This is a genomic window from Streptomyces sp. NPDC044984, from assembly GCF_040646935.1.
Classification (GTDB): domain Bacteria; phylum Actinomycetota; class Actinomycetes; order Streptomycetales; family Streptomycetaceae; genus Streptomyces.
On sequence record NZ_JBEZBE010000036.1, the window covers coordinates 37,906 to 63,258 of the forward strand.

A 25,353-nucleotide genomic window follows, 5' to 3' on the forward strand; every position below is an offset into this window, starting at 1 on the left:
CCGCCCTCACAGCGCGGCCGCGCCGTGCTCCCGCAGGGCCTGGTCGTACTGCTGGAGCACCCACAACTCGTTCTGCACGGCGGCCAGTTCACCCGGGTCGCCGTGGGTGCTGAGGCGGGTGAGGCGGCTGGCGACGTCACCGATGCGGCGCTCGACCGCGCGGCGCCGGACGGTGACCAGCTGGGCGCCCGCGTAGGTCTCGTCGACCTCCTTGACGCCCCGGTGCAGCATGATCGCCTCGACGGCGAGTTCGGTGACCATGGCGCGGACGGTGTCGTCGGGGGCCGCCTCGCGGACCCGGATCAGGTACTCCTGCGGGTCCTGGGTGCCGTACTCCGCGCCGCCCGCGTCCAGGATCGCCTGGCGTACGGCCGCGTAGGGCGGGGCGGTGAACTCGTCGACGCCGTACGCGTCGAAGGCCGGGGAGACCAGCTCCGGGCGCTGGAGGGCGAGCTTGAGCAGTTCGCGTTCGGTGGCGAAGACCGGGTTGCGGAGGTTGAGGGCGGGGCCGCGCGGGGCGGCCTGGGCGGGGGCGTACTGCTGGGGCCCGCCGCCGCCCCCGCGCTGCCGGTGGTCCGGCGCCGGGCCCTTGCCGCCGCGGTCGCGGGCCCAGCGGGCGAGCTGGGCGACCCGCTTGACGACGAACTGGGTGTCGAGGATGCCGAGCATCCCGGCGAGCTGGACGGCGACCTCGTGCTGGGCGCCGCTGTTCTTGATCCGGGCGACGATCGGGGCGGCCTCGTCGAGGGCGGCGGCACGGCCGGCCGGGGTGTCGAGGTCGTAGCGGCGGACGATCTGGCGGAGGGCGAACTCGAAGAGCGGGGTGCGGGGTTCGGCCAGGTCGGCGACGGCCTCGTCGCCCTTGGCGAGGCGCAGGTCGCAGGGGTCCATGCCGTCGGGGGCGATGGCGATGTAGGTCTCGGCGGCGAACTTCTGGTCGTCCTCGAAGGCGCGCAGGGCGGCCTTCTGGCCGGCCGCGTCGCCGTCGAAGGTGAAGATCACGCGCGCGCTGCCGTTGTCCATGAGCAGCCGGCGCAGGATCTTGATGTGGTCACCGCCGAAGGCGGTGCCGCAGGTGGCGATGGCGGTGGTGACGCCCGCGAGGTGGCAGGCCATCACGTCGGTGTAGCCCTCGACGACGACCGCGCGGGACGCCTTCGCGATGTCCTTCTTCGCCAGGTCGATGCCGTAGAGGACCTGGGACTTCTTGTAGATCGCCGTCTCGGGGGTGTTGAGGTACTTGGGGCCGGTGTCCGCCTCGTAGAGCTTGCGGGCGCCGAAGCCGACGACGTCCCCGCCGATGTCGCGGATGGGCCACATCAGCCGGCCGCGGAAGCGGTCGATGGGGCCGCGGCGGCCCTCCTGGGAGAGGCCGGAGAGGATCAGCTCCTTGTCGCTGAAGCCCTTGCCGCGCAGGAAGCGGGTGAGGTGGTCCCAGCCCTGGGGGCTGTAGCCGACGCCGAAGTGGACGGCGGCGGCCTGGTCGAAGCCGCGGTCGGCGAGGAAGACCCGGCCGGTGTCCGCCTCGGGGGAGGTCGCGAGCTGTTCCGCGTACCACTCGGCGGCGATCTTGTGGGCCTCGACCAGGCGGATGCGCTCGCCGCGCTGGTGGGTGGGGTTGTACCCGCCCTCCTCGTAGCGCAGGGTGATGCCGGCCTGTCCGGCGAGGCGCTCGACCGCCTCCGAGAAGGAGAGGTGGTCGATCTTCATCACGAACGTGATGGTGTCGCCGCCCTCCTGGCAGCCGAAGCAGTGGAAGAGTCCCTTGCTCGGGCTGACCTGGAAGGACGGCGACTTCTCGTCGTGGAAGGGGCAGAGTCCCTTGAGGTTCCCGCCGCCCGCGTTGCGCAGCTGGAGGTACTCGGAGACGACGGCGTCGATCGGGACCGCGTCCCGAACCGCCTTCACGTCCTCGTCATTGATCCGTCCTGCCACGCGTGAATTCTACGGGTGCGCCGTGACGTCTCCGGGGCGTGCGGCACCCCGGAAGGGGTGCGGGGCTGTGACATATGCGGCTCCTCGCCGGAGCCAGGTGCCCTGTCCAGCGCGGTGAGCGCCGCGCGCACGCCCGGTTCATCGCGTTCCGGGCACGGAGCATGCGGCAGTCGGTCCCTTCCACGGCGCGACGCACGGGAGCATCCCACCACTCGGGTCCGGGCCCCGGCAGACCGGTGCGCCCGGGGGCCGGACCTTCGTGCGCAGTGGTCAGGTACTGCTCCACCGCTGGTTGTCACGGTCGTTGCATTCCCAGAGCACCACCTGGGTGCCGGACGCCCCTCCGAAGAGGTCCAGGCATTTACCGCTCGATGCGGACAGTAAAGACTTTCCCGACATGCTGAACCGCTGGGCTGCCGACCGGTCGCACGGTGCGAGGAGCACCGGCGTGCGGTCCGCGGTGCCGGTGACGGTCGCGCAGAGGTCACCCTGCTGGAGTGCCGTGCCGGACCCGAGGTTCCACAGCTGGGAGGATGCGCCGGTGCATGCGGTGACCACGAGTTCGGACCCCGAGCCGGCGCCCGTCAGGCAGTTGCCGGAGGCTTCGACCACGAGCGCCCTGCCGGGATCGGGAGCCGAGTCGCCCTCTCGGTCGGCTCCGTCCTTGTGCGGAACCTTGCTCACGGTGGGCCCCGCGTCGGCCTCCGCCGTCTTGCCCGTGTCCCGTTGCGTTTTCCGGCCGGAGGATGTGGGGGAGACGGCGGAAGGGGACGGGGACGATGCGGTCGCGCTCGGGGACCGCTCCGTGTCGGGGCTCTCAGGTCTGGCCGCATCGGACTGACCCGGCCCGCCTGCGACGTGGGAATGCCGGTCGGTCTCCTCCTGTGTCCCGCCGGTCGTGACGGCCACTCCGGCGGCTGTCACCACGATGGCCACGGCGGCGGCGATGGCCATCCACTTCGCGGACGGGCGGCGTGGGCCGGACCGGGGGCTGTCGTCCGGTGCCGCGGGGCCGGTGACGGTTTCGTCACGCCCTGCGATACGGGCAGGCGGCTCCGGTCGTGCGGTTTCCTTGTCGTCCCCCGTGTCGGCTCGGTGAGCCGCAGCCGCACGGGCGAGAGCGGCACGGGCTGCCGCCAGCTTCGCCGCATCGTTGACACCGGAAGGCCTGTCCGGTGGCGAGTCCACGTGTCGGCTCTGGTCCGTGTTCCGTTTGGGCAGCTCCGGCATTCTGGCGTGCTCCTTGCGCAGGGGTTAAGTGCGTCCGGAAGTCGTGCTCCGGGAGAGGGCGAATGGTGCGGTCGCCGTGGGGTCCTGACCCGTTCCCGGCCGACCGTGAGCCTCTTGTGCTCCGCGAGCACCCAATAGGCCATTTTCTGATCATCACTGTCCATTTAAGCGCACTGGCGACGGAACCCTGCCCGTGTCCGACGGCGCCGCACGGTGAACCGGCGTGCCAGGGACCGCCGTTCGCCTCGGGAAGGGACCATCGGCCCGGCGCGCGGCAGCTGTTCACGACGTTCCCCATCGGGGCAGGTGGGCCGGCGACGCGGGCCGATCGGCCGATGTCCGCCGACCGGTTCTTCAGAAGAGTCCGCGGAGGCGGAGCAGGACCCCGGCCGCCGGGCCGCGCGCGGTCCGGACGCGGAACCTCCTCGACGACAACGCCAGGACCTCCTCCGACCGCACGGCGAACCGAGGACTCGGAACACCGGGAGACTCAGGAAGATCTTGGTGAGTCTTCCGGTGCCGCAGCCGTGGATCGCCGGTGCAATGTCCGACCGGCCGCGCCCACGGGTGCGCGTCCGTGATCGCGATGACCTCGTCGAGGCGGTCCAGGGCTGCCTGCAGGTCGTCGGCCTCGGCCCGGATGCGGTCATGCTCGGCGCGCGGCACGGCTCGCTGCTCGGCGTCGGTGTGCCCGGAGCCCCGGCACGGAAGGAGTTCCGCGATCCTTCGGCAGGCGCGACGTTGCCTCGGAAGCACGGGATCCGCCGACGGGGCCGTTCGCACCGCTGGAGCGCAGGAACCGCTGGACGATCGCCGAGCACGCCGGTCACGCGCCCCCGCACCGATCGCGGCATGTGCTGGGCCGAGCGGTGTGGGACGCCGACGACGTGCGCTCCTACGTGATCGGGCGCCCCGGCCCGGTCGGTCGCCGGTGACGAGGTCCACGGCGCTGAAGCCGCCACCGCCGAGACCGAGCTGATCGCCGTCACACCGGCCGGGGCACGCCGCTTGTCCACCGCGCTCCGTGCCCGCACGACAGTCACCACCGAGCAGATCCCGGGCCGGTCACGCCGGCGACGACGCCACCGGCACCGCCCACTACCGCAGACGCGGAACCCCGGGCCGCAATCCCGACCTACGACTGGAGCACGAGGCTCTCCAGCGGTACGTGCGGATCCGCAAGCGCCTCCGTGTCCACCCGCGCCCGCCCGCGAATCAATCCCTGGATCGGATCCGTGACGTCCCACACGTTCACGTTCATCCCCGCCAGCACGCGCCCCTCCTTCACCCAGAACGCGATGAACTCGCGCTTGCCCGCGTCGCCCCGGACGACCACCTGGTCGTACGAGCCGGGCGGTGCCCACCCCGAGTACTCCATCCCCAGGTCGTACTGGTCGGTGAAGAAGTAGGGAACGCGGTCGTAGATCTCGTCCCGGCCCAGCATCGAGCGGGCGGCGGCCGGCCCGCCGTTCAGCGCGTTGGCCCAGTGCTCCACCCGCAGCCGCGTGTCGAAGAGGCCGTGCGGGAAGGACGCGACGTCGCCGGCCGCGTAGACGTCGGGGTCCGACGTCCGCAGCCGCTCGTCGACGAGGACGCCCCCGCCGGCCGCGCGGTCGGCGAGCTCCAGTCCCGCCGCCTGCGCGAGGGAGACCCGCGGGACCGCGCCGATCGCCGCGAGGACGGCGTGCGCGGGGTGCTCCTCGCCGTCGTCGGTGCGGGCGGCGAGGACCATGCCGTCCTGGCCGGTGATCTCGGTGAGCGTGGCGCCGAAGTGGAAGCGGACGCCGTGCTCGCGGTGCAGCTCGGCGAAGAGCTGGCCGAGCTCGGGTCCGAGGACCGAGTGCAGCGGGGTCTCGCCGCGGTGGACGACGGTGACCTCCGCGCCGTACTGGCGGGCCGCCGCCGCGATCTCCAGGCCGATCCAGCCGGCGCCGGCGATCACCAGATGGCCGTTGTCCCGGCCGAGGGCGGCCAGGACGCCCTTGAGGCGTTCGGCGTGGGCGAGGCGGCGCAGATGGTGGACGCCCGCGAGGTCCGTGCCCGGGATGTCCAGGCGGCGGGGCTCGGCGCCGGTGGCGAGCAGCAGTTTGTCGTAGCGGACGACGGTGCCGTCCTCGCCGAAGCGGACGGTCTTCGCGGTGCGGTCGACGGCGTCGACGATCTGGCCGAGGTGCAGTTCGATGTCGTGGCGCGCGTACCAGGCGGGCTCGTGGACGAAGACGCTGTCGCGTTCGTCCTTGCCGAGGAGGTAGCCCTTGGAGAGGGGCGGACGCTCGTAGGGGTGGTCGCGTTCGTCGCAGATCAGTATCACCCGGCCGGTGAAGCCCTCCGCTCTCAGCGTCTCGGCCGCCTTCGCGCCGGCCAGGCCGCCTCCGACGATGACGAATGTCTGATCCGCGTCGACCACGTCGTTGCCTCCTCGTAAGGATGTCGCCACCTGCGAGCGTCCCGCACTCGGGGTGGTGCCGGAAGGGGGAATGCCCCGATCAGGCCATACGGCTCATGCCTGCCCCGTGAGACGGGCGTGAAGCGAGCGGGCCGAGGCGTCGGTGAGCGACGCGATCTGGTCGACGATCACCCGCTTGCGGGCGCGGTCGTCCGGGGCCCGGTCGAACAGGGTGCGGAACTGAGGGCCCAGGCCGTCGGGGGCGCGGGAGGTGAGCGCCTCGGCCAGTTCGAGGACGACGATCCGCTGGTCGGCGCGGAGCCGTTCCTGTCCGGCGCGCTGCATGACGTACCGGTCGGCGACCGCCTTGAGGACCGCGCACTCCATGCGGGTGCTGCGCGGTACGACCAGCTCGGCGCCGTACCGGGTGAGGCGCCCGGTCCCTCCCCCCGTGCCTGAACGGCCCGGGCGGTGCCCCCACGCCTGGCGGGTGGCGCCCTCGGCGGCGAGGCAGAAGCGGCCGATGAGCTGGCTGGTGGCGTCCTTGAGGCGGGCCTGGGCGACCGCGGTGCCGTCGTAGCCGTGCGGCCACCACTCCTGGTCGAGGAGGCGGTCGAGGGCCTCCGCGAGTTCTTCCGGGTCTGTGCCGGCGGGGACGTACCGGCCGACGGCGACGGCGAAGACCGCCTGGCGTTCGGGTTCGGCGTGCAGGCAGTTCGGGTCGATGTGTCCGGCGTGCAGACCGTCCTCCACGTCGTGCACCGAGTAGGCGACGTCGTCGGACCAGTCCATGACCTGGGCCTCGAAGCAGACGCGGGTGCCGGGGGCGCCCTCGCGGACCCAGTCGAAGACGGGGCGGTCGTCCTCGTAGACCCCGAACTTCGGGGAGGCCGGGTCGGTGGGGTGGGCGCCGCGGGGCCAGGGGTACTTGGTGGCGGCGTCGAGGGCGGCGCGGGTGAGGTTGAGGCCGACGGAACCCTCGGGGGTGAACCGCTTGGGTTCGATGCGGGTGAGGAGGCGGAGCGACTGGGCGTTGCCCTCGAAGCCGCCGCAGTCCTCGGCGAACTCGTTCAGCGCCTGTTCGCCGTTGTGGCCGAAGGGCGGGTGGCCGAGGTCGTGGGAGAGGCAGGCGGCCTCCACGAGGTCGGGGTCGCAGCCGAGGGCGGCGCCGAGTTCGCGGCCGACCTGGGCGCATTCGAGGGAGTGGGTGAGGCGGGTGCGAGGGCTGGCGTCCCAGACCTGGCTGTGCTCTCCCGGGGTAACGACCTGCGTCTTTCCGGCGAGGCGGCGGAGGGCCGCGGAGTGCAGGACGCGGGCGCGGTCGCGTTGGAAGGCGGTTCGGCCGGGGCGTTTGTCGGGTTCGGGGGCCCAGCGGGCGACGGACGTCGGGTCGTACGCGGCGGGGGGTGCGGTGCCTTCCATGTCATGACAGTACGGGGGAGGTGTGACAGTCGGGGGGCGTGACCGGTCGGTTCGGGGTGCGGTGATTTTCTCGCCCCCGCCGCCCCTTCCCGTTTCCGTCCCCGTCCTCCGGGGGCCGCGCCCCCGGCCCCCCTTTGCGCCCCCGCGGCGGAGCCGCATGTCGGCACAGCCCGCGCCCCTTCAGCCGACTGACGCCAGTTCCAGGGGGGTCGTGGACGGGGTCCGCAGAGCCTGGTCGTAGCGGTGGAGGATCAGGTGGGCCATCGCGGGGTGGGTGCCCAGGGGGGCGGACGCGATGCCCGGGGCCGCTGCCGCGCACTCCGTGGCGAAGCGGCCGGGGGCGGTGAAGTAGGAGGCGACGGCCACGCGGTGGCGGCCCCGGGCGGCCAGGGCGCGGACGGCGTCGGGGACGGTGGGGGCGGCGGCGGAGGCGTACGCGGGGATCACGGGGACGCCGAGGCGGTCGGCGAGCAGGCGCGCGGTGCGGCCGGTGTCGACCCTCGACTCGGGGTCGCGGGAGCCCGCGGCGGCGAGCACGACCCCGCTCGCGCGGCGGGTCGCCGCGTCCGCCGGGGTACGCCAGCCGGCCTCGGTGAGGCGGGCGTGCAGGGCGTCCACGAGCAGGGGGTGCGGGCCGAGCGGGGCGGCCACGCGCGTGTGCGACCGTGCTCCGGCGGCCATCTCGGGGATGTCCCGCTTGACGTGGTAGCCCCGGCTGAGCAGCAGCGGTACGAGGACGGCGGCCCCGGTGCCGGGCGCGTCCAGCTCGGCGAGGGTGTCGGGGAGCAGGGGCGCGTTCAGCTCGATGTGGCCCAGGTGCACGGGCAGGCCCGGCCGCAGCGCGCGGACGCGGTCCAGGAGCTGCCGTACGGTGCCCAGCGCGCGCGGGTCGCGGCTGCCGTGGGCCACGACGACGAGGGAGGGGGGGTTCATGGTGTGCACCGTCATGCACCGATCGTGGCGGCGGCACGTTGCCTTCCCGTTGCGTGGACGTGACGGGTGTTTTCCGGCGGTTCACGATGCGGACGGCGGCGGGTGTGAGCCGGTTCCACCGGCCGTTCCACCCCCGGGCCGTGAAACCGGTCACGGTACGTGATGCGAACCGGAAGGCTCGGCGGGGCGTCTCTCACCGTCGAGGACCGACCGGGGAGGGCCCGTCCGATGCGCCGTTTCACAGTCCGCCGTCCGCGTCTGCCGCGCACCCGTACGGGGTGGCGGCGGCTGGTGCAGGGGGTGGCGGCGGTGTGCGTGCTGGCGCTGCTGCCGGCGACCTGGCTGCGCGTGACGACGGACGACCGGCTGCGCACCACCGCCGACGTGCCGCGCACCGACGTCGCCGTGGTCTTCGGCGCGGGCCTGTGGGACGGGGAGCCGTCGCCGTACCTCGCGCACCGGCTGGACGCCGCGGCGGAGCTGTACCGCGCGGGGCGGATCGAGGTGGTGCTGGTCACCGGCGACAACAGCCGTAAGGAGTACGACGAGCCGGACGCGATGCGCGCCTACCTCACCCGGCACGGTGTGCCCGACGCGCGGATCGTCAGCGACTACGCGGGCTTCGACACCTGGGACTCCTGCGTCCGCGCGAAGAAGATCTTCGGCGTGGACCGCGCGGTGCTGATCAGCCAGGGCTTCCACATCCGCCGCGCGGTGGCCCTGTGCCGGACGGCCGGCGTCACCTCGTACGGCGTCGGCGTGGCCGACCGTCACGACGTCACCTGGTACTACGGGGGCGTCCGGGAGATCTTCGCGGCGGGGAAGGCGGCCCTGGACGCCGTCTTCCGCCCGGACCCGCGCTTCCTCGGGCCGAGGGAGCCGGGGGTGGAGCGGGCGCTCGAGGAGGCGTCCGCGCGGAGCGTCGGATGAATCCCTCACCGCGGGCCCCGGCCGGCGGGGAGGTCGCCGTACCCGGGGTGTAACAGCGGCCGGCGCGGTGCGTAACACCGACGGCGCAGCCTGGGCCGTATGCGAGACACCGTGACGCCCACGCACTGCCCGTACTGCGCCCTGCAGTGCGGGATGAATCTGACGCCGTCCCCCGACGGGAGAGCCGTCGAGGTGAGCGAGCGCGCGGACTTCCCCGTGAACCGGGGGGCGCTGTGCGGGAAGGGGCGCACGGCGCCCGCCGTGCTGTCGTCGAGCGTGCGGCTGACCTCGCCGCTGGTGCGCTCCGCGGGGGGCGCGCTGGTGCCGGCCTCCTGGGAGGAGGCGCTGGAGCGGGTCGCCGGGGGGCTCGGTCGGACGCGTGCGGAGTACGGGGCGGACGCGGTCGGGGTGTTCGGCGGGGGCGGGCTGACCAACGAGAAGGCGTACAGCCTGGGGAAGTTCGCGCGGGTGGTGCTGGGGACCTCCCAGATCGACTACAACGGGCGGTTCTGCATGTCGTCGGCCGCGGCGGCGGGCGGCAAGGCGTTCGGCCTCGACCGCGGACTGCCGTTTCCGCTGGAGGACATCCCGCGGACCGGGTGCGTGATCCTGGTCGGGTCGAACCCGGCGGAGACCATGCCGCCGTCGCTGCGCTACTTCACCGAACTGCGGGAGAACGGCGGCACGCTGATCGTCGTCGACCCGCGCCGCACGAAGACCGCCGAGCAGGCCGATCTGCACCTGGCGCCGCGCCCCGGCACCGATCTCGCGCTGGCGCTGGGCCTGCTGCACCTGATCGTCGCCGAGGGGCGCACCGACGAGGCGTACATCCGGGAGCGCACCGGCGGCTGGGAGGAGACCCGGGCCGCCGCGATGGCGCACTGGCCGGAGTACGTGGAGCGGATCACGGGCGTGTCCGTGCCGCAACTGCGGGAAGCCGTAAGGCTGTTCTGCGAGCCGGAGGCGGCGATGGTGCTCACCGCGCGCGGGCCCGAGCAGCAGTCCAAGGGCACGGACACGGTGGGCGCGTGGATCAACCTGTGCCTGGCGACGGGGCGGGCGGGCCGGCCGCTGTCCGGGTACGGGTGCCTGACCGGGCAGGGCAACGGGCAGGGCGGGCGCGAACACGGCCAGAAGGCCGACCAGTTGCCCGGCTACCGCAAGCTCACCGACCCGGCGGCGCGGGCGCACGTCGCCGGGGTGTGGGGCGTCGACCCCGACAGCCTTCCCGGCCCGGGGCGCAGCGCGTACGAGCTGCTCGACGCGCTCGGCACGGACATCCGCTCCCTGCTGCTGATGGGCTCCAACCCGGTGGTGTCGGCGCCGCGCGCCGCGCACGTCGAGGAGCGGATCCGCTCGCTGGACTTCCTGGTGGTGTGCGACGTCGTGCTGTCGGAGACGGCCGCGCTCGCCGACGTCGTCCTGCCGGTGACGCAGTGGGCGGAGGAGACGGGGACGACGACGAACCTGGAGGGCAGGGTGCTGCTGCGGCGGCGCGCGATCACTCCGCCGGAGGGCGTCCGCAGCGACCTGGAGGTCATGCACGAACTGGCCGCGCGGCTGGGCGGCGACCGGAACCTGGAGAAGGGCTTCCCGACCGACCCCGAGGAGGTCTTCGAGGAGCTGCGCCGGGCGAGCGCGGGCGGGCCGGCGGACTACTCGGGGATCACCTACCGGAGGCTGGCGGAGGAGAACGGCGTGTTCTGGCCGTGCCCGGCGGACGAGGGCCCGGGAGACGGCGCCCACCCCGGCACCCCCCGGCTCTTCCTCGACCGGTTCGCCACCGAGGACGGGCGGGCGCGGTTCGCGCCGGTGTCGCACCGGGCGGTCGCCGAGGAGCCCGACGACGCGTACCCCGTGCTGCTGACCACCGGGCGGGTCGTGGCGCAGTACCAGTCCGGTGCCCAGACCCGGCGCGTCGACGAGCTGAACGCCGCCGCGCCCGGCCCGTTCGTGGAGCTGCACCCCCGGCTCGCGGAGCGGCTCGGCGCGGCCGAGGGCGACCCGGTGGCCGTGGTGTCCCGGCGGGGGCGGGCGGTGGCGCCGGCCAGGATCACGACCGCGATCCGTCCGGACACGGTCTTCATGCCGTTCCACTGGGCCGGTGAGGGCCGCGCCAACACCCTCACCAACCCCGCCCTCGACCCGACCTCCCGGATGCCCGAGTTCAAGGCGTGCGCGGTACGCCTCGAGGTGGTGGGGGCCGACCGGCCCGCGCCCTCCTCGCCGTAGCGGCCACGGGGGCGCGGGGTGAGACCGCACGCGCGACCGGCCGGTTCGTCCGGTACCGGCGGCCACGGGTGCGCGCGGGGCGAGAATCGTCCCCGCAAGGCTCCGCCGACCGTCCGCGCAGGTGAACCAGTGATCCTCCCCTTCTTCGTCTACGGCACCCTCCGCCCCGGCGGGACCAACCACGGCCTCTTCCTGCGCGGCCGCACCCTGCGCGAGGAACCCGGCCGGCTCCGGGGCGCGGTGCTGTACGAGGGGCCGGGATACCCGTACGCCGTCGAGGAGCCGGGCTCCGTGGTGAGCGGGGAACTGGTGACCGCGCTGCCGGAGGCGTACGCGGGGCTGCTCGCCGAGCTGGACCGGCTGGAGGAGTACGTGCCGGGCGATCCGCGCAACCTCTACGAGCGGGTGGCGCGGGACGTCGTCCGGGCCGCCGACGGCACGGCGGTGCGGGCCTGGGTGTACGTCGCCGCGCCCGCCGTCGCCGCCCGGCTGCGGGTGCGGGGGAAGCCGATCGAGGGCGGGGAGTGGCGGGGAGCGGGAGCCTAGTCGCGGCCCCGCGGCCGTCGTGTCCGCTCGTCCCGTGGCTCGTCACCCCCTGGCCGGCCTGGAACAGCCCCCGGAGCACGAGGGCCCACATCGCCGTCGGCACGCCGGTGCGCACTCCCACTCCGCCCCACCTCCCCGCACCCGATCGTCGCGGACCCGCCGGTCACCCGTTCACCCCCGTACGCCGCACCCTTCGGACGCTTCACCGCGACCCGATCGGCGCGGCACCGGTGACCTGCTGAAACGCGGTGAAGGGGGCGGCCGTCCGAGTGTGGCCCGACACCCGTTCAGCCCGCTTCCTGACGCCCGCTCAGGAAGCGGTACGGCCCCGGTGGCACTTACCTCGAAGGGGCAGGGACGCGTCCGACGGCGGCACATGGGGGTGCCGCGGGCCGTGACCCGCTCGAGGGAGCATCGATGCGACGTACCGCCCGGCCGCTGACCGGCACCGTGCTCGCCGTGGCCGCCGCGGGGCTGCTCGCCGCGCCCGCGTACGCCGGGGAGTCCCACGGCACGCCGGCCGGAGGCCTGGAGGTGTACCCGTCCTCGGTCGCACCGGGATCGCACGTCACGGTGAACACCGGGACGTGCGGCGACGGCGGGACGGCGGCGGGCGACGCCACCGCCGTGGGCGCCGGCCGGTTCACGCTGGCGCCGAGCACGCACGAACGGAACGCGATCGGACAGTTCAGGGTGCCGCCGAGCGCGCAGCCGGGGACGTACGAGATCGTCGCGACGTGTGACGGGAACGGCCGGCGGGTGGCCGGTGACCTGGTGGTCACGCTGACGCCCGACACGCAGCAGGTGGTTCCCCGGGGGAGTGTGAAGACGGGGGTCGGGGGCGCGCTGGGCCCCGACCCCGTGCAGACCGCGGCCGGTGTGACGGCTCTCGCCGTCGCCGCCGCGGGCGGTACCTGGCTCCTGCATCGCCGGGCGAGAGGCGACGGGATCTGACGGGCATCCTCCGCCGCCCGTCCCGCCGGTACCGCATGTCCCCTCCCCCTCCGGGTCCGACGCCCCTCGCGGCCCGGAGGGGGGTACGGGGGCCGACTCGAGATGAGGTCAGTCCGTCATGCGCCGCAGGTTCCGCCGGACCGGGGGTCCGGGCAACGCAGCGACAGCCGCCATCACGGTGTTCGCCCTGTGTGCGGGAATGTGGCTGCTGCGCGACGGGACCGGGACGCAGGCGCCGCCGCAGCCGTCCGCCGCCCAGGCGCACACGGAGGACGACGACCGCAGCGCGGTCCGGGCCTCGGCCCCCGCCCTGCCGCCTTCCCCGCCCGACCGCATCCGCATCCCCGCGATCGACGTGGACGCGCCCCTGACCGGTCTCGGCCTGACGGACACCGGCAGCCTCGACGTCCCCCCGGCCGACCGCGAGAACCTGGCCGGCTGGTACGAGGCCGGCGCCACCCCCGGGGAGACGGGCACCGCGATCGTCGCGGGCCACGTCGACAACGCCGACGGCCCCGCCGTCTTCTACTCCCTCGGCGCCCTGCGCAAGGGCAGCACCATCGAGGTGGACCGCCGCGACGGCGGTGTCGCGGTGTTCACGGTGGACGCCGTCGAGGTGTACGACGCGCAGGGCTTCCCCGACGGGAAGGTGTACGGCGCGGCGCCCCGCCCCGAGCTGCGGGTCATCACCTGCGGCGGGGGCTGGTCACGGACGACCGGGTACCAGGGGAACGTCGTCGTCTACGCGCACCTGACGGGCAGCCGCTGAACCGCCCGGCACCCCGCGGTCCGCCTCCCCGAGCACGTTCTCCCGTCCCCAGGCCCCGAGCGGCTCCAGCGCCGCGTTGAGGGACACCCCGCGCGGCGTCAGCGAGTACTCGACGCGGGGCGGCACCTCGTCGTACTCCTCGCGGTGCACGATGCCGTCGGCCTCCATCTCCCGCAGGTGCGAGGCGAGCACCTTCTCGGTGACCCCGGACAGCTTCCGGCGCAACTCGCCGAAGCGGTGCGGCCGTTCGCCCAGCTCCCAGAGGATGAGCACCTTCCACTTGCCGCCGATCACGTCCATCGCCGCGTCGGTCCCGCACACGTACCCGCCCGGCCGCCGTCCCGTCACCATGCCCGCCACCCGTCCGCTTCCGCTGCCTGCACCCTTTCCCCGGGGTAAGCGCCCACTTCGAAGTACGTACTTGAGCAGGTCCTTCCCCGCGGCGAGCCTAGTCGCCATGACCGACAACACCCTTGCCCCCGCCCCCGCTTCCCGCACTCCCCTGACCCTCCTCGGCACCGGCGCCATGGGCACCGCGCTGGCCCGGACCTGGCTCGCCGCCGGGCACCCCGTGACCGTCTGGAACCGCACCCCCGCCCGCGCCGGGGCCCTGGCCGCCGAGGGCGCCGCGGTCGCCGCGAGCGCCGCCGAGGCGGTGGCCGCGAACCGCCTGGTGATCGCCTGTCTGCTGGACGACGCCTCCGTCGGCGAGGCGCTGGAGGACGCCGACCTGACCGGACGGGACCTGGTGAACCTCACCACCGGGACCCCGGAGGACGGCCGCACCCGCGCCGCCTGGGCCGAGGCGCGCGGCGCCCGTTTCCTGGACGGCGGGATCATGGCGATTCCGCCGATGATCGGGATCCCGGAGTCCGGGGGTTATGTGTTCTACAGCGGCTCCCAGGACGTGTTCGAGGAGCACCGCGACACCCTCGCCGTGCCCACGGGCACCCGTTACGTGGGTACCGACCCGGGCTTCGCCTCACTGCACGACGTGGCGCTGCTGAGCGCCATGAGCGGACTGTTCGCGGGCATCACCCACGCCTTCGCCCTGATCCGCCGGGAGGACATCTCGCCCAAGGACTTCGCGCCGCTGCTCACCTCGTGGCTCACCGCGATGACGCCGTCCGCGCACCGGACCGCCGAGCAGTTGGTGAGCGGCGACTACACCACGGGCGTGGTCTCCAATCTGGCGATGCAGTCCGCCGGCAACGCCACGCTGCTGCGCACCGCCGAGGAGCAGGGCGTCAGCGCGGAACTGCTGACGCCCTACATGGACCTGATGGCCCGTCACGTCGCCGACGGCCACGGCGACCACGACGGGGCGGGCCTGGTCGACGCGCTGGTGCGGGCGGCGGCTAGGGACTGACCGCGAGCGCCGGGGGATAGGTGTCGCCGTCGGCGTTGACGATCACCCAGCCGTCGCCCGCCCGGACCAGCTGCGGGCCGCTGTCGAGCTTGAACGAGATGTCGCGCACCGTGGTGCCGTCCTCCTCGCCCACCCGGGTGCCGTCGTCGGTGGTGAGCGTCCACAGGCGCTGCGAATCGCCGAGGACGGCCACCCGGTCCGGGCCCGCCGGGGCGAGGGCGACGACCCCGGTGCCCAGGTCCGCGTGCCAGCGGCGGCGGCCGTCGTCGAGCGCGTAGGCCGCGACCCGCTCGGGATGGTCCGCACCCGGCTTCGCGGCGGCCACGATCAGGTTCCCGCCGGCGACCACGGCCCGGAACACCGGCCGGGCGGCGAACGTGGGGCCGGACGCGGTGACGGCCAGGTCCTCCTCGTCGGCGGTGAGCGGGATCGTCACCGGCTCCCGCTTCGGGTCGTCCGGGTCGCCGTAGGACAGCACGGCGGCGAGGCCGCGTTCGTCCTTCTCCTCCACCAGCAGGGTGAACGGCTCGGCGGAGAGCACCGCGGCCGAGGACAGGTAGCTCTCGACCGGCAGCGCACGCCGGCTCAGCTCCTTGCCCGTGGCGGTGTCGAGGGTGAGGATCCACGCCGAGTGGAAGTCGGTGTAGTAGCCGCAGGTCACGGCCACCCGGGTGGTGCCGTCGGCCGAGGAGGCCGTCACCGGCTCGCACTCGGCGTCCTCCTCGCCCCCGGTCCCGGCGGCGGTGGGCTTCACGGTCCAGCGCGCCGCGCCGTCGGTGAGCCCGTACCCGTGGAGGGAGCGGTCCCCCAGCGCCACGGCCACGCCCGCGTCGGCGCTGAGCACCCCTCCGCCGCCATTCAGCAGTGTCCTCCCGGTGAAGTTCCGCTCCCACACCTTGCGTCCGCTGCTCACGTCGACGCCCCACACGGTGTCGCAGGGCTTGTCGTCCCGCTCGAAGGCGACCAGGCCGATGCCGTCGACGATCCGCTCGCTCATCGCGCACACCGACTCCCGCACGGGCGCCCGCAGCACCCACCCCCGGTCCCCGCTGCCGGAGTCGTACGCGACCAGCGCGTCGGTCCGGGCGCGTACGACCGTGCCGCCGTCCTCGCCCACCGCCCAGGCCCCGACGCCGCGCACGCTCGCGGGCCGGTCCGGGCCGGACTGCCAGGCGCGGTCGAGCACCGGTCCGCGCATCCAGAGGTAGGCCTGCCAGCCGGGCCACAGCGCGATCAGCACGCCCGCCGCGACGAGCGCCCCGGGCACGGCCTTGCCGGGGCGGATCCGCGTGAACGCGGCGAGGGCGATGGTGAGCCCGACGAAGCCCACGAAGGTGAGGACGAACGCCAGGATGAGGGTGGGCGTCGTACCCTCCGGGCAGGGCCGGTACCTGCCGCCGCAGCTGTTGCCGGAAAGGACGTCCACCCCAGCACGTGGAACTCCACCGCGAGCCCGGCCAACGCGCCCGCTCCGACCACCAGTGCGGCCTTCCCCAGCGGCCGCGTCCCTGACGGTCTGTCGTCCTCAACCATCTTCTCCCCCACCCTTGTTCCGTTCCGCGGCGCTCCCCAGCACCGGCCGCCCGCGTCATGGCGGCGCTGGAGCCTAACCCGCACGAGTGGATCACGTCAGCCGGGTTGATCACCGGGTGTGCCGCCCGGGCCGGCCGGCACTCGGACGCTCAGGCCAGCCACTGCTCGTACGCCAGGTTCGCGACCAGCGCGAAGACGACCGTCAGCAGGACGACGCGGACGAAGCCGCTGCCCTTCTTCAGGGCCGTGTGCGCGCCGAGCGTGCCGCCCGCCAGGTTGAACACCGCCATCAGCGCCGCCAGTTGCCACAGCACCGCGCCCTGCCAGGCGAAGGTGGCGAGGGCCCCGGCGTTGGTGCAGCAGTTGACGATCTTGGCGGTGGCGGAGGCGGTGACCAGGTCGAGGTGGAGCAGGGCGGTGAGCGCCAGGACGAGGAACGTGCCGGTGCCGGGGCCGACGAGACCGTCGTAGAAGCCGATGCCGAGGCCGGCCAGGCCGATCGCGGCGAGGATCTGGCGGCGGGTCGCCGGGCCGGTGACGGGGGCCGCGCCGAAGGCGGGGCGCAGGATCACGAAGGCGGCCACGGCGAGCAGCACCACCATGATCACCGGCTTGAGGACCTCGGTGCTCATCCCGGCCGCGAAGAAGGCCCCGGCCGACGATCCGGCGAGGGCGGCCAGTCCGATGCGTACGGCGGTCTTCACGTCGACCGGTGCCTTGCGGGCGTAGGTGACCGCCGCGCCCGTGGTGCCGACGATCGCGACCGCCTTGTTGGTGCCGAGCGCGTGCGCGGCGGGGGTGCCGGCGGGCAGGCCGAGCAGCAGGGCGGGCAGGAGCAGCAGCCCGCCGCCGCCGACCACGGCGTCGATCCAGCCGGCGGCGAGGGCGGCCAGACAGAGCAGGACGACCGTGGTCAGGGAGATGTCGGGCATGGCCGTGAGCCTAGGGACGGGGTAGATGCTGCGTCCATCAAGATGAGCGTTTGTTGAGGTTGGCCTCCTCACAGCCCCGCCCGGCCGCGTCCCCGGAACCCTCACATCCACCCCCCGGCCCCACTGAGGGCAGCGTTCCGCGGGGGAAACAGAGGGGATGCCACCGGGTAACACCCGCACCGCACGCTCAGGGACATGACCTCGAACGATCGTGTGGTGGTGATCGGCTCCGGCCTCGCGGGCGTACGGCTCGCCCGGCGGCTCGGCGAGCTCGGCACACCCGTGACGCTGGTCGGCGAGGAGGAGCACCGCCCGTACAACAGGGTGCTGCTCGCCGAGGTGCTGGCCGGACGGTACAGCCCCGAGGTGATCGCCCTGCCGGCGCCCGCGGCGCTGACCCGCGCCCGGGTCACCGGCATCGACCGTGCCGGGCGGACCGTCGTCTGCGCGGACGGGTCGGTGATCGCATACGACAGGCTGGTCCTGGCCACCGGCTCCAACCCCGTACTGCCGCCGCTGCGCGGCCTGTTCACCGAGGACCACGAGCTGCCCGAGGGCGTGCACGCGTTCCGCACCCTGGACGACTGCCTGGGCCTGGCCAAGGCGGTACGGCCCGGGGTGCGGGCGGTGGTGATCGGCGGCGGGCTGCTCGGGGTCTCCGCGGCCCGCGCGCTCGCCGTGCGCGGCGCGCAGGTCGTCCTCGCCCAGCAGTCCGAGCGGCTCATGGAACGCCAGCTGGACCCGGCCGCGTCCGCGCTGGTCGCGCGGCACCTGACCGACCTCGGCGTGGAGGTGCACACCGAGTGCCGGGTGCGGGACGTGCGCTGTGTCGGCGGCGCCGTCCGCTCGGTGGAGCTGGCCGACGGCTACGCCCTCGACGCCGACCTCGTGGTCCTGGCCTGCGGGGTGCACCCGCGCGCCGGCCTCGCGCAGGCCGCCGGGCTCGACGTCCGCAAGGGCGTCGTCGTCGACGACGAGCTGCGCACCTCCGACCCGTACATCCACGCGATCGGCGACTGCGTCCAGCACGCCGGCACGGTGTACGGGCTGGCCACCCCCGCCCTCGAACAGGCCGACGCGCTCGCCGCGCTGCTCGCCGGGGACACCGAAGCCCGTTACACCGGCACCCGTTCGCTGACCCGGCTCACCCTCACCGGGCCGGACAGCCCCTTCGACCTGGCCGCCTTCGGCGAGACCGAGGCGCTGCCGGGCGACGACGTCGTCCAGCTCACCGACCGCACCCGGGGCACCTACCGCAAGGTCGTCGTCCGCGACGACCGCCTGGTCGGCGGGGTCCTCGTCGGCGAACTCGGCACCGTCGGCGCCCTCGCGCGCGCCTGGGAGGGAGCAGAGCCGCTCCCCTCCGACGGCGGGCCCCTGCTCCACCTGCTCACCAACGATGGAGGCTCCTGATGACCGCCACTCCCGGGGCATCCCCCACGATCGTGCTCGTCGGCCACGGCATGGTCGGCCAGCGCTTCCTCGAGGCGCTCGCCGAGCGCGGCCTGACCGCCACGCACCGCGTGGTCGTGCTGTGCGAGGAGCCGCGCCCGGCGTACGACCGCGTCCAGCTCACCTCGTACTTCTCGGGGAGGACGCCCGAGGACCTGTCCATGACGGACCCGTCCTTCATCGAGGAGCACGGCATCGAGCTGCACGTCGGCGACCCGGCGGAGAGCGTCGACCGCGAGGCGCGCACGGTGACGGCCCGCTCCGGGCTGGTCGTCGACTACGACGTCCTGGTGCTGGCCACCGGCTCCTACCCGTTCGTGCCGCCGGTGCCGAACAAGGACGCCGAGGGCTGCTTCGTCTACCGCACGATCGAGGACCTCCTCGCGATCGAGGAGTACGCGAGGACGTCGACGACCGGTGCCGTGGTCGGCGGCGGTCTGCTCGGCCTGGAGGCGGCGGGCGCGCTCAAGGGCCTCGGACTCACCTCCCACATCGTGGAGTTCGCGCCCCGGCTGATGCCCGTCCAGGTCGACGAGGGCGGCGGCGCGGCGCTGCTGCGCACCATCGAGGAGATGGGCCTGTCCGTCCACACGGGGGTGGGCACGCAGGAGATCCTGACCGACGCCTCGGGCGCCGTCACCGGCATGAGGCTGTCGGACGGCTCCGAACTCGCCACCGACCTGGTGGTGTTCTCCGCCGGTGTCCGCCCCCGCGACCAGCTGGCCCGGGACTGCGGCCTCACCGTCGGCGAGCGCGGCGGCATCGCGGTCGACGAGCAGTGCCGCACGGTCGCCGACCCGCACGTCTTCGCGATCGGCGAGTGCGCGCTGGCCGCCGACGGCCGGGTGTACGGCCTGGTGGCGCCCGGTTACGAACAGGCCGAGACGGCCGCCGCGACGATCGCCGCCGACGAGGCGTCCTTCACCGGCGCGGACCTGTCCACCAAGCTGAAGCTGCTCGGCGTGGACGTGGCGTCCTTCGGCGACGCCCACGGCACCGCCGAGGACTGCCTGGACGTCGTCTACTCCGACTCCCGCTCCGGCCTGTACAAGAAGCTGGTCATCGGCCGGGACGGCACGCTGCTCGGCGGCATCCTGGTCGGCGACGCGGAGGCGTACGGCACGCTGAAGGCCTTCACCGGCTCCGTCCCGCCGGTCTCGCCGGAGTCGCTGGTGCTGCCGGCCGGCGCCGGGGCGCCCGTGCAGCTCGGCCCGTCCGCGCTGCCGGACGACGCGATCATCTGCTCCTGCAACAACGTCCGCAAGGGCACGATCCGCGAGGCGGTCACCGAGCACCGGTGCACCACCGTGCCCGAGGTGAAGAAGTGCACCAAGGCCGGGACGACCTGCGGAAGTTGCGTCAAGGTCCTCGGTCAGCTGATCAACGCCGAGCTGGAGGCGAGCGGCGTCGAGGTCGACAAGGGCCTGTGCGCCTGCTTCTCCCAGACCCGCGAGGAGCTGTACGAGATCGTCCTCGCCCTGCGCGTCACCTCCTTCCGCGACCTGCTCGACCGCCACGGCCGGGAGGCGGCGCGCGGCGGCGACGGCTGCGAGGTCTGCAAGCCGACGGTCGGCTCGATCATCGCCTCCCTCGCCCCGACGATCGGCGCCAGCACCCACGTCCTGGACGGCGAGCAGGCGGCGCTGCAGGACACCAACGACCACTTCCTGGCCAACCTGCAGAAGAACGGCTCGTACTCGGTCGTGCCCCGCATCCCCGGCGGTGAGATCGCCCCGGAGAAGCTGATCGTGATCGGCGAGATCGCCCGCGACTTCGGCCTCTACACGAAGATCACCGGCGGTCAGCGCATCGACATGTTCGGCGCGCGGGTGGAGCAACTGCCCGTCATCTGGGCCCGCCTGGTCGACGCGGGCTTCGAGTCGGGCCACGCCTACGGCAAGTCGCTGCGCACGGTGAAGTCCTGCGTCGGGCAGACCTGGTGCCGCTACGGCGTCCAGGACTCCGTGCGCATGGCGATCGACCTGGAGCTGCGCTACCGGGGCCTGCGCTCCCCCCACAAGCTCAAGTCGGCGGTCTCCGGCTGCCAGCGCGAGTGCGCGGAGGCCCAGTCCAAGGACTTCGGCGTCATCGCCACCGCGAGCGGCTGGAACCTCTACGTCGGCGGCAACGGCGGCGCCACCCCGCGCCACGCCGACCTGCTCGGCCAGGACCTCTCGGACGCCGAACTGATCCGCCTGATCGACCGGTTCCTGATGTTCTACATCCGCACCGCGGACCGCCTGGAGCGCACCAGCGTATGGCTGGACCGCATCCCCGGCGGCCTGGACCACGTGCGGGACGTCGTCGTCCACGACTCGCTCGGCATCTGCGACGAGCTGGAGGCCCTGATGGCCGCCCATGTCTCGCACTACCGCGACGAGTGGGCCGAGACCCTCGACGACCCGGAGAAGCTGGCCCGCTTCGTGTCCTTCGTGAACGCCCCCGACACCCCCGACCCGGTGGTCGCCTTCGTCCCCGAGCGCGACCAGATGAAGCCCGACCTGCCGCTGCTGAACATCGGCCTGCGCCCTGCCGACGACATCCTGGAAGGAAGCGCCACGCGATGACCCTGACCCTCGAGACCACCGATCTGAAGGTCCGGCTCCGCCTCGCCGACGACTGGTTCACGGTCTGCGACCTGAGCGCGCTGCTCCCGGGCCGCGGGGTGGCCGCCCTCCTCCCCGACGGCCGCCAGGCCGCCGTCTTCGCCGACCGCGTCGGCCGCCTGTACGCCATCGACAACCGCGACCCCTTCACCGGCGCGGCGGTCCTCTCCCGCGGCCTGACCGGCACCCACCAGGGCCGCCCCTTCGTCGCCTCCCCGCTCCTGAAGCAGCGCTTCGACCTGGAGTCGGGCCAGTGCCTGGACGACGAGGCGGTACGGGTGACGGCGTACGAGGTGAAGGCGGCGTAGCCGGCCGCGCCGGGCTCCACGCCGGGACCGGCACCGAATTCCACACCGGGTCCGGCACCCGAATTCCACACCGGGTCCCGGGGCCTGTCGACTTCCTGTCGGGTTCGTGTCCCGTGTTCAGCGGGGCCGGTCCATGGAGTTTCATCGGGGTGGTTCATCCCCCCATCCGTCACGGAGGCCCGGACCATGACCCGGAACCACCCGCAGCACATCCAACCCTCCCGGCGCGCCGTGCTCGGCGGTGCCGCCGTCGCCGCGCTGGCGGCGACGGCCGGCACCGGTACGGCGCGGGCCGCCGGCCACCGGCCCGCCTGGCCGACCGAGTTCCCGCTGCCGGACGGCTGGCTGCCCGAGGGCATCACCATCGGCAGCGCGCCGTACGCCTACCTGGGCTCCCGCGCCGACGGCGCGATCTACCGCACCGACCTGCGCACCGGCAAGGGCGCAGTCCTCCACGAGGGCGCCCCCGGCCGCGCGGCCATCGGCCTCAAGCTGGGCGACGACGGCCTGCTGTACGTCTCCGGCGGCGGTGGCGGCACCGCCCGCACCGTCGACGCCCGCACCGGCGAGCTGCGGACGACGTACGAACTCACCGCACCCACCGGCCACTTCGTCAACGACGTCGTCCTCTTCCGGGACCGCGCCTGGTTCACCGACTCCCGCGACGCGGTCCTCCACGGCGTCCCGCGCGGCCGGGACGGCAGCGTCCGCGCCCTGCCGCTCACCGGCGACTGGGAGCAGCTGCCCGGCGTCAACAACGCCAACGGCATCGTGAGCACCCCCGACGGGCGCGACGTGATCGTGGTCAAGAGCACCCCGGGCGAGCTGTACCGCGTGAGCCTGCGCACCGGACGCGCCACCCGCATCGCCCTGTCCGGCGCGGAGAACGTGGTCAACGGCGACGGCCTGGTCCGCGTCGGCCGCACCCTGTACGTCGTGCAGAACCGCTCGAACGTCGTCACGGTCTTCGACCTGGACGCCCGCGCCGCCACGGCGACCCTGCGCCGCTCGATCACCGACCCGCGCTTCGACGTCCCCGCCACCGCGGCCCGCTTCCGCGACCGCCTCTACCTGGTCAACGCCCGCTTCACCAGCCCGCAGACCCCGGAGACGACGTTCACGGCGGTGGCCGTGCCCCTGTAGGCCCCTGGGATGGTCATCCGCCGGTACGCCCCCGGCCATGAAGCGTCCATTCCGCGCCCCTAGGTTCCCTGACCGCACGCCCCCGCCGCCAACTGGCGGCGGGCCGGTCACGGCACCTCTTGGAGCGGCAATGGAACGTCGTACCTTCCTTCGTGCGACCGCCGTCGGCGGCACCTCCTCCGTCCTCGGCGGGACCCTGTGGCGCGGCGCGGCGTACGCCGCGCCCGCCCAGCCCGGCAGCGGCCCGTACGGTCCGCTCGGGGCGGCGGACGCCAACGGCATCAGCCTGCCCGCCGGTTTCACCAGCCGGGTCGTCGCCCGTTCCGGCCGGACGGTCACCGGCACCTCGTACACCTGGCACAACGCCCCCGACGGCGGAGCCTGTTACGCGGACGGGTCGGGCTGGATCTACGTCTCCAACTCGGAGATCAACCCCTCCGGCGGGGCGAGCGCGCTGAAGTTCTCGGCCACCGGCGCCATCACGGGCGCGTACCGCGTCCTGTCCGGCACCCGGCAGAACTGCGCGGGCGGGAAGACCCCGTGGAACACCTGGCTGTCCTGCGAGGAGGTGGACCGCGGGTACGTCTACGAGACCGACCCCTGGGGCGTGAAGGCGGCCGTCCGCCGTGACGCGATGGGCCGCTTCAAGCACGAGGCGGCGGCGGCCGACCCGGTGCGCAGGGTCGTGTACCTGACGGAGGACGTCACGGACGGCTGCTTCTACCGCTTCCGGCCCACCACCTGGGGCGACCTGTCCTCGGGCACCCTGGAGGTACTGGTCGCCGGCAGCGGCACCAGCGGCCCGGTGAGCTGGGCGCGGGTCCCGGACCCGTCCGGCGCCACCGCCACCCGCAACCAGGTCTCCGGCGCCAAGCGCTTCAACGGCGGCGAGGGCTGCTACTACGCCGACGACACCTGCTGGTTCACCACGAAGGGCGACAACCGCGTCTGGCAGTACAACGCGTCCGCCCAGACCATCGAACTCGCCTACGACGACTCGCTGGTGACCGGCGGCGGCGCTCCCCTGTCGGGCGTCGACAACGTCACCGGCGCCGCCTCCGGCGACCTCTTCGTGGCCGAGGACGGCGGCACCATGGAGATCTGCGTCATCACGCCCGACGACGTGGTGGCCCCGTTCCTCCGCATCGGCGGCCAGTCCGGCTCCGAGATCACCGGCCCGGCCTTCTCCCCCGACGGCACCCGCCTGTACTTCTCCAGCCAGCGCGGCACGAGCGGGAGTTCGTCGGGCGGGATCACGTACGAGGTGACGGGGCCGTTCCGGGCGTGACGGCCGGGACACAGCGGAGAGCTACCACCCGGTCACGTCACGTTCACATCACAAGCTTTCCATAAGCCCCATACGGCACGAGCCCCCCAGTAGCTTCGTCACCCTCGTACCAAGCACACGCAATCGCCCGATCTGGGGGGCTCTTCACCATGAACCCGTTCCGTACCTCCGCCGCCGCGGTCCTCGCCGCGCTCGCCCTGGCCGCCGTACCGGCCACCGCCGAGGCGCACGGCGGCAACACCCCGTTCGAGAACTGTTCCGAGGCGTACGAGAACGGGCACGCCGACATCCCCGAGACCAGCGCCCACTACGGCGAGCACCTGGACCGCGACGGCGACGGCATCGGCTGCGACAAGCCGCCGGCCGACTTCACGCCCCACGAGGAGACCGAGAGCGACACCGACACCGGGAACACGGAGAACACGGGGAGCACCGGCTCCGGCAGCAAGGAGCAGGGCGGCGGCACCGACCTCGCCGAGACCGGCGGCAGCAACGCCACCCCGTACATCGCGGCCGGCGGCGCGGCCGTCGTCCTCCTGGGCGGCGGCGTGATGATCGCGGCCCGCAGGCGCCGCGGCGACTCCGACTGACGCCGTCCCGCGCGAAGACCGGCTCCCCGGCCCTACAGGGACAGCAGCAGGGAGTCGGTCTTCCCCCGCCGGCGCCGCACATGCCCGCGCCGCCCGGCGAGGACCGCCATGAGGGTCCACGCCACGAGGCCGCCGATCAGACCGTCGAGCCGCCCCGCCGGGTCCACGTCGTCCGCCTGCTCCATCGGCACCACGCCCTCCGGGTCACGGAGGACGTCGAACCGGTCGCCCACCTCCGGGGCCCAGGCGTCCCCGTTGTACGTGAGCCGTTCCTCCAGTTCCTCGCCGTCCGCCGTGCGCAGCGTGAACCGGTGGTTGTCGCCCCCGGTCTCGTCCACGCTGTCCGCCACGATCACCACGCTCTCGCGCACCCCGCGCAGCTCCAACGCCGCCTCGGGCGCGTACTGGACGGCCCCGAAGAGGATGAACGCCCCGGGGACGAGGGACAGCACGCCGATCCACGCCGCGCGGTGGAGGATGCACAGCAGCACGACGAAGCCCACGCACATCGCCGTCCCCACGATGATGGGGACCGCCACCCAGCGCAGCGACAGGTAGGACACCCCGGCGGTGACCGCCGCGGCGGCCCATCCGGACAGCGCCACCCCGACCGTCCGCCGCACCGACCGCCACGGGTCGACGGCGTACCCGCCCATACTGCTCAGTGGCCTGATGCCGATCCTGCGCATCCCCAGTGGCACTGCTGCTCCCTGTGCTCCCCCGCCACGGCGGCTCCGTGAGTCCGGCACGGGACACTACATCGGGACCCACCGTCAAAAGACAGCAGCCTGAGCG

21 protein-coding genes and 2 pseudogenes are annotated in these 25,353 nt (G+C 73.6%); 13 read left to right on the forward strand and 10 right to left on the reverse strand.

Annotated features, from left to right (window positions below; all coding sequences use genetic code 11):
* Positions 1–6: 6 nt before the first annotated feature.
* The 3 genes and pseudogenes from dnaG to AB0A94_RS31140 all read right to left on the reverse strand — a co-directional run.
* Positions 7–1,935, reverse strand: coding sequence for a DNA primase (gene dnaG / locus AB0A94_RS31130; RefSeq protein ID WP_361749306.1), 1,929 nt, complete (start codon positions 1,933–1,935; stop codon positions 7–9).
* A gap of 270 nt (positions 1,936–2,205) precedes the next feature.
* A complete protein-coding gene (locus tag AB0A94_RS31135; protein WP_361749307.1) occupies positions 2,206–2,619 on the reverse strand; it encodes an RICIN domain-containing protein in 414 nt (137 codons plus the stop codon).
* 1,110 nt (positions 2,620–3,729) lie between these two features.
* Positions 3,730–3,894, reverse strand: a pseudogene (locus AB0A94_RS31140) (MerR family transcriptional regulator); the annotation flags it as partial.
* A 50-nt stretch (positions 3,895–3,944) separates the two neighbouring features.
* Here AB0A94_RS31140 and AB0A94_RS31145 point away from each other — a divergent pair.
* Positions 3,945–4,070: pseudogene (locus AB0A94_RS31145) on the forward strand (IS701 family transposase); the annotation flags it as partial.
* 230 nt (positions 4,071–4,300) lie between these two features.
* On the opposite strand, the gene AB0A94_RS31150 reads toward AB0A94_RS31145, so the two are convergent.
* The 3 genes from AB0A94_RS31150 to AB0A94_RS31160 form a co-directional block, all read right to left on the reverse strand.
* Positions 4,301–5,572 carry an FAD/NAD(P)-binding oxidoreductase gene (locus AB0A94_RS31150; RefSeq protein ID WP_361749308.1) on the reverse strand — a complete coding sequence of 424 codons (1,272 nt, stop codon included), beginning with the start codon at positions 5,570–5,572 and terminating at the stop codon, positions 4,301–4,303.
* 93 nt (positions 5,573–5,665) lie between these two features.
* A complete protein-coding gene (locus AB0A94_RS31155) occupies positions 5,666–6,973 on the reverse strand; it encodes a deoxyguanosinetriphosphate triphosphohydrolase (protein ID WP_361749309.1) in 1,308 nt (435 codons plus the stop codon).
* A gap of 180 nt (positions 6,974–7,153) precedes the next feature.
* The gene (locus AB0A94_RS31160; RefSeq protein WP_361749310.1) at positions 7,154–7,921 is read right to left on the reverse strand and encodes a sirohydrochlorin chelatase; all 768 of its coding nucleotides are present in this window, start codon (positions 7,919–7,921) and stop codon (positions 7,154–7,156) included.
* Between the two features lie 213 nt (positions 7,922–8,134).
* Here AB0A94_RS31160 and AB0A94_RS31165 point away from each other — a divergent pair, with 213 nt between their 5' ends.
* From AB0A94_RS31165 to AB0A94_RS31185, 5 genes are all read left to right on the forward strand, one after another.
* Entirely contained in the window at positions 8,135–8,836 is a 702-nt protein-coding gene (locus tag AB0A94_RS31165) for an ElyC/SanA/YdcF family protein (RefSeq protein WP_361749311.1), read from the forward strand.
* 99 nt (positions 8,837–8,935) lie between these two features.
* The gene (locus tag AB0A94_RS31170; RefSeq protein WP_361749312.1) at positions 8,936–11,068 is read left to right on the forward strand and encodes a molybdopterin oxidoreductase family protein; all 2,133 of its coding nucleotides are present in this window, start codon (positions 8,936–8,938) and stop codon (positions 11,066–11,068) included.
* Positions 11,069–11,197: 129 nt separating this feature from the next.
* A complete protein-coding gene (locus tag AB0A94_RS31175; protein ID WP_361749313.1) occupies positions 11,198–11,614 on the forward strand; it encodes a gamma-glutamylcyclotransferase family protein in 417 nt (138 codons plus the stop codon).
* Positions 11,615–12,031: 417 nt separating this feature from the next.
* Complete coding sequence (locus AB0A94_RS31180) at positions 12,032–12,568, forward strand: hypothetical protein (RefSeq protein ID WP_361749314.1); 537 nt, start codon at positions 12,032–12,034, stop codon at positions 12,566–12,568.
* A gap of 118 nt (positions 12,569–12,686) precedes the next feature.
* A complete protein-coding gene (locus AB0A94_RS31185; protein ID WP_361749315.1) occupies positions 12,687–13,337 on the forward strand; it encodes a class F sortase in 651 nt (216 codons plus the stop codon).
* On the opposite strand, the gene AB0A94_RS31190 is transcribed toward AB0A94_RS31185, so the two are convergent.
* Entirely contained in the window at positions 13,275–13,688 is a 414-nt protein-coding gene (locus tag AB0A94_RS31190) for a helix-turn-helix domain-containing protein (RefSeq protein WP_361749317.1), read from the reverse strand. The two genes, AB0A94_RS31185 and AB0A94_RS31190, sit on opposite strands and share 63 nt — an antisense overlap.
* A 106-nt stretch (positions 13,689–13,794) precedes the next feature.
* Between AB0A94_RS31190 and AB0A94_RS31195 the strand changes: the two genes are divergently transcribed.
* Positions 13,795–14,706 carry an NAD(P)-binding domain-containing protein gene (locus tag AB0A94_RS31195; RefSeq protein WP_361749318.1) on the forward strand — a complete coding sequence of 304 codons (912 nt, stop codon included), beginning with the start codon at positions 13,795–13,797 and terminating at the stop codon, positions 14,704–14,706.
* Here AB0A94_RS31195 and AB0A94_RS31200 read toward each other — a convergent pair.
* Both AB0A94_RS31200 and AB0A94_RS31205 read right to left on the reverse strand, forming a co-directional pair.
* Positions 14,696–16,132, reverse strand: a complete 1,437-nt coding sequence (locus tag AB0A94_RS31200) for a PQQ-binding-like beta-propeller repeat protein (protein ID WP_361749319.1) — start codon at positions 16,130–16,132, stop codon at positions 14,696–14,698. The two genes, AB0A94_RS31195 and AB0A94_RS31200, sit on opposite strands and share 11 nt — an antisense overlap.
* 256 nt (positions 16,133–16,388) lie before the next feature.
* Positions 16,389–17,171, reverse strand: a complete 783-nt coding sequence (locus AB0A94_RS31205) for a TSUP family transporter (protein WP_361749320.1) — start codon at positions 17,169–17,171, stop codon at positions 16,389–16,391.
* 195 nt (positions 17,172–17,366) lie between these two features.
* On the opposite strand from AB0A94_RS31205, the gene AB0A94_RS31210 reads away from it, so the two are divergent.
* The 6 genes from AB0A94_RS31210 (at position 17,367) to AB0A94_RS31235 (ending at position 24,558) form a co-directional block, all read left to right on the forward strand.
* The gene (locus tag AB0A94_RS31210) at positions 17,367–18,584 is read left to right on the forward strand and encodes an FAD-dependent oxidoreductase (RefSeq protein WP_361749321.1); all 1,218 of its coding nucleotides are present in this window, start codon (positions 17,367–17,369) and stop codon (positions 18,582–18,584) included.
* Positions 18,584–21,190, forward strand: coding sequence for a nitrite reductase large subunit NirB (gene nirB, locus AB0A94_RS31215; RefSeq protein WP_361749322.1), 2,607 nt, complete (start codon positions 18,584–18,586; stop codon positions 21,188–21,190). Before AB0A94_RS31210 ends, nirB begins: the two co-directional genes overlap by 1 nt.
* Complete coding sequence (gene nirD / locus AB0A94_RS31220) at positions 21,187–21,537, forward strand: nitrite reductase small subunit NirD (protein ID WP_361749323.1); 351 nt, start codon at positions 21,187–21,189, stop codon at positions 21,535–21,537. The genes nirB and nirD overlap by 4 nt, the downstream gene beginning before the upstream one ends.
* A 186-nt stretch (positions 21,538–21,723) precedes the next feature.
* Positions 21,724–22,680 (forward strand): superoxide dismutase, encoded by a 957-nt coding sequence (locus AB0A94_RS31225; RefSeq protein ID WP_361749324.1) that lies wholly within the window; start codon positions 21,724–21,726, stop codon positions 22,678–22,680.
* Positions 22,681–22,810: 130 nt separating this feature from the next.
* Positions 22,811–23,968, forward strand: coding sequence for an alkaline phosphatase PhoX (locus AB0A94_RS31230; RefSeq protein WP_361749325.1), 1,158 nt, complete (start codon positions 22,811–22,813; stop codon positions 23,966–23,968).
* 149 nt (positions 23,969–24,117) lie between these two features.
* A complete protein-coding gene (locus AB0A94_RS31235) occupies positions 24,118–24,558 on the forward strand; it encodes an LAETG motif-containing sortase-dependent surface protein (protein ID WP_361749327.1) in 441 nt (146 codons plus the stop codon).
* A 32-nt stretch (positions 24,559–24,590) separates the two neighbouring features.
* On the opposite strand, the gene AB0A94_RS31240 is transcribed toward AB0A94_RS31235, so the two are convergent.
* Positions 24,591–25,259 (reverse strand): hypothetical protein, encoded by a 669-nt coding sequence (locus AB0A94_RS31240; protein WP_361749328.1) that lies wholly within the window; start codon positions 25,257–25,259, stop codon positions 24,591–24,593.
* Positions 25,260–25,353 lie beyond the last annotated feature (94 nt).

Coding starts and splice junctions, on each gene's coding strand:
- AB0A94_RS31155 (WP_361749309.1), bottom strand. CDS start 6,973: ATGGAAGGCACCGCACCCCCCGCCGCGTACGACCCGACGTCCGTCGCC.
- AB0A94_RS31160 (WP_361749310.1), bottom strand. CDS start 7,921: ATGACGGTGCACACCATGAACCCCCCCTCCCTCGTCGTCGTGGCCCAC.
- AB0A94_RS31165 (WP_361749311.1), top strand. CDS start 8,135: ATGCGCCGTTTCACAGTCCGCCGTCCGCGTCTGCCGCGCACCCGTACG.
- AB0A94_RS31170 (WP_361749312.1), top strand. CDS start 8,936: ATGCGAGACACCGTGACGCCCACGCACTGCCCGTACTGCGCCCTGCAG.
- AB0A94_RS31180 (WP_361749314.1), top strand. CDS start 12,032: ATGCGACGTACCGCCCGGCCGCTGACCGGCACCGTGCTCGCCGTGGCC.
- AB0A94_RS31185 (WP_361749315.1), top strand. CDS start 12,687: ATGCGCCGCAGGTTCCGCCGGACCGGGGGTCCGGGCAACGCAGCGACA.
- AB0A94_RS31190 (WP_361749317.1), bottom strand. CDS start 13,688: ATGGTGACGGGACGGCGGCCGGGCGGGTACGTGTGCGGGACCGACGCG.
- AB0A94_RS31195 (WP_361749318.1), top strand. CDS start 13,795: ATGACCGACAACACCCTTGCCCCCGCCCCCGCTTCCCGCACTCCCCTG.
- AB0A94_RS31205 (WP_361749320.1), bottom strand. CDS start 17,171: ATGCCCGACATCTCCCTGACCACGGTCGTCCTGCTCTGTCTGGCCGCC.
- AB0A94_RS31210 (WP_361749321.1), top strand. CDS start 17,367: ATGACCTCGAACGATCGTGTGGTGGTGATCGGCTCCGGCCTCGCGGGC.
- nirB (WP_361749322.1), top strand. CDS start 18,584: ATGACCGCCACTCCCGGGGCATCCCCCACGATCGTGCTCGTCGGCCAC.
- nirD (WP_361749323.1), top strand. CDS start 21,187: ATGACCCTGACCCTCGAGACCACCGATCTGAAGGTCCGGCTCCGCCTC.
- AB0A94_RS31225 (WP_361749324.1), top strand. CDS start 21,724: ATGACCCGGAACCACCCGCAGCACATCCAACCCTCCCGGCGCGCCGTG.
- AB0A94_RS31230 (WP_361749325.1), top strand. CDS start 22,811: ATGGAACGTCGTACCTTCCTTCGTGCGACCGCCGTCGGCGGCACCTCC.
- AB0A94_RS31235 (WP_361749327.1), top strand. CDS start 24,118: ATGAACCCGTTCCGTACCTCCGCCGCCGCGGTCCTCGCCGCGCTCGCC.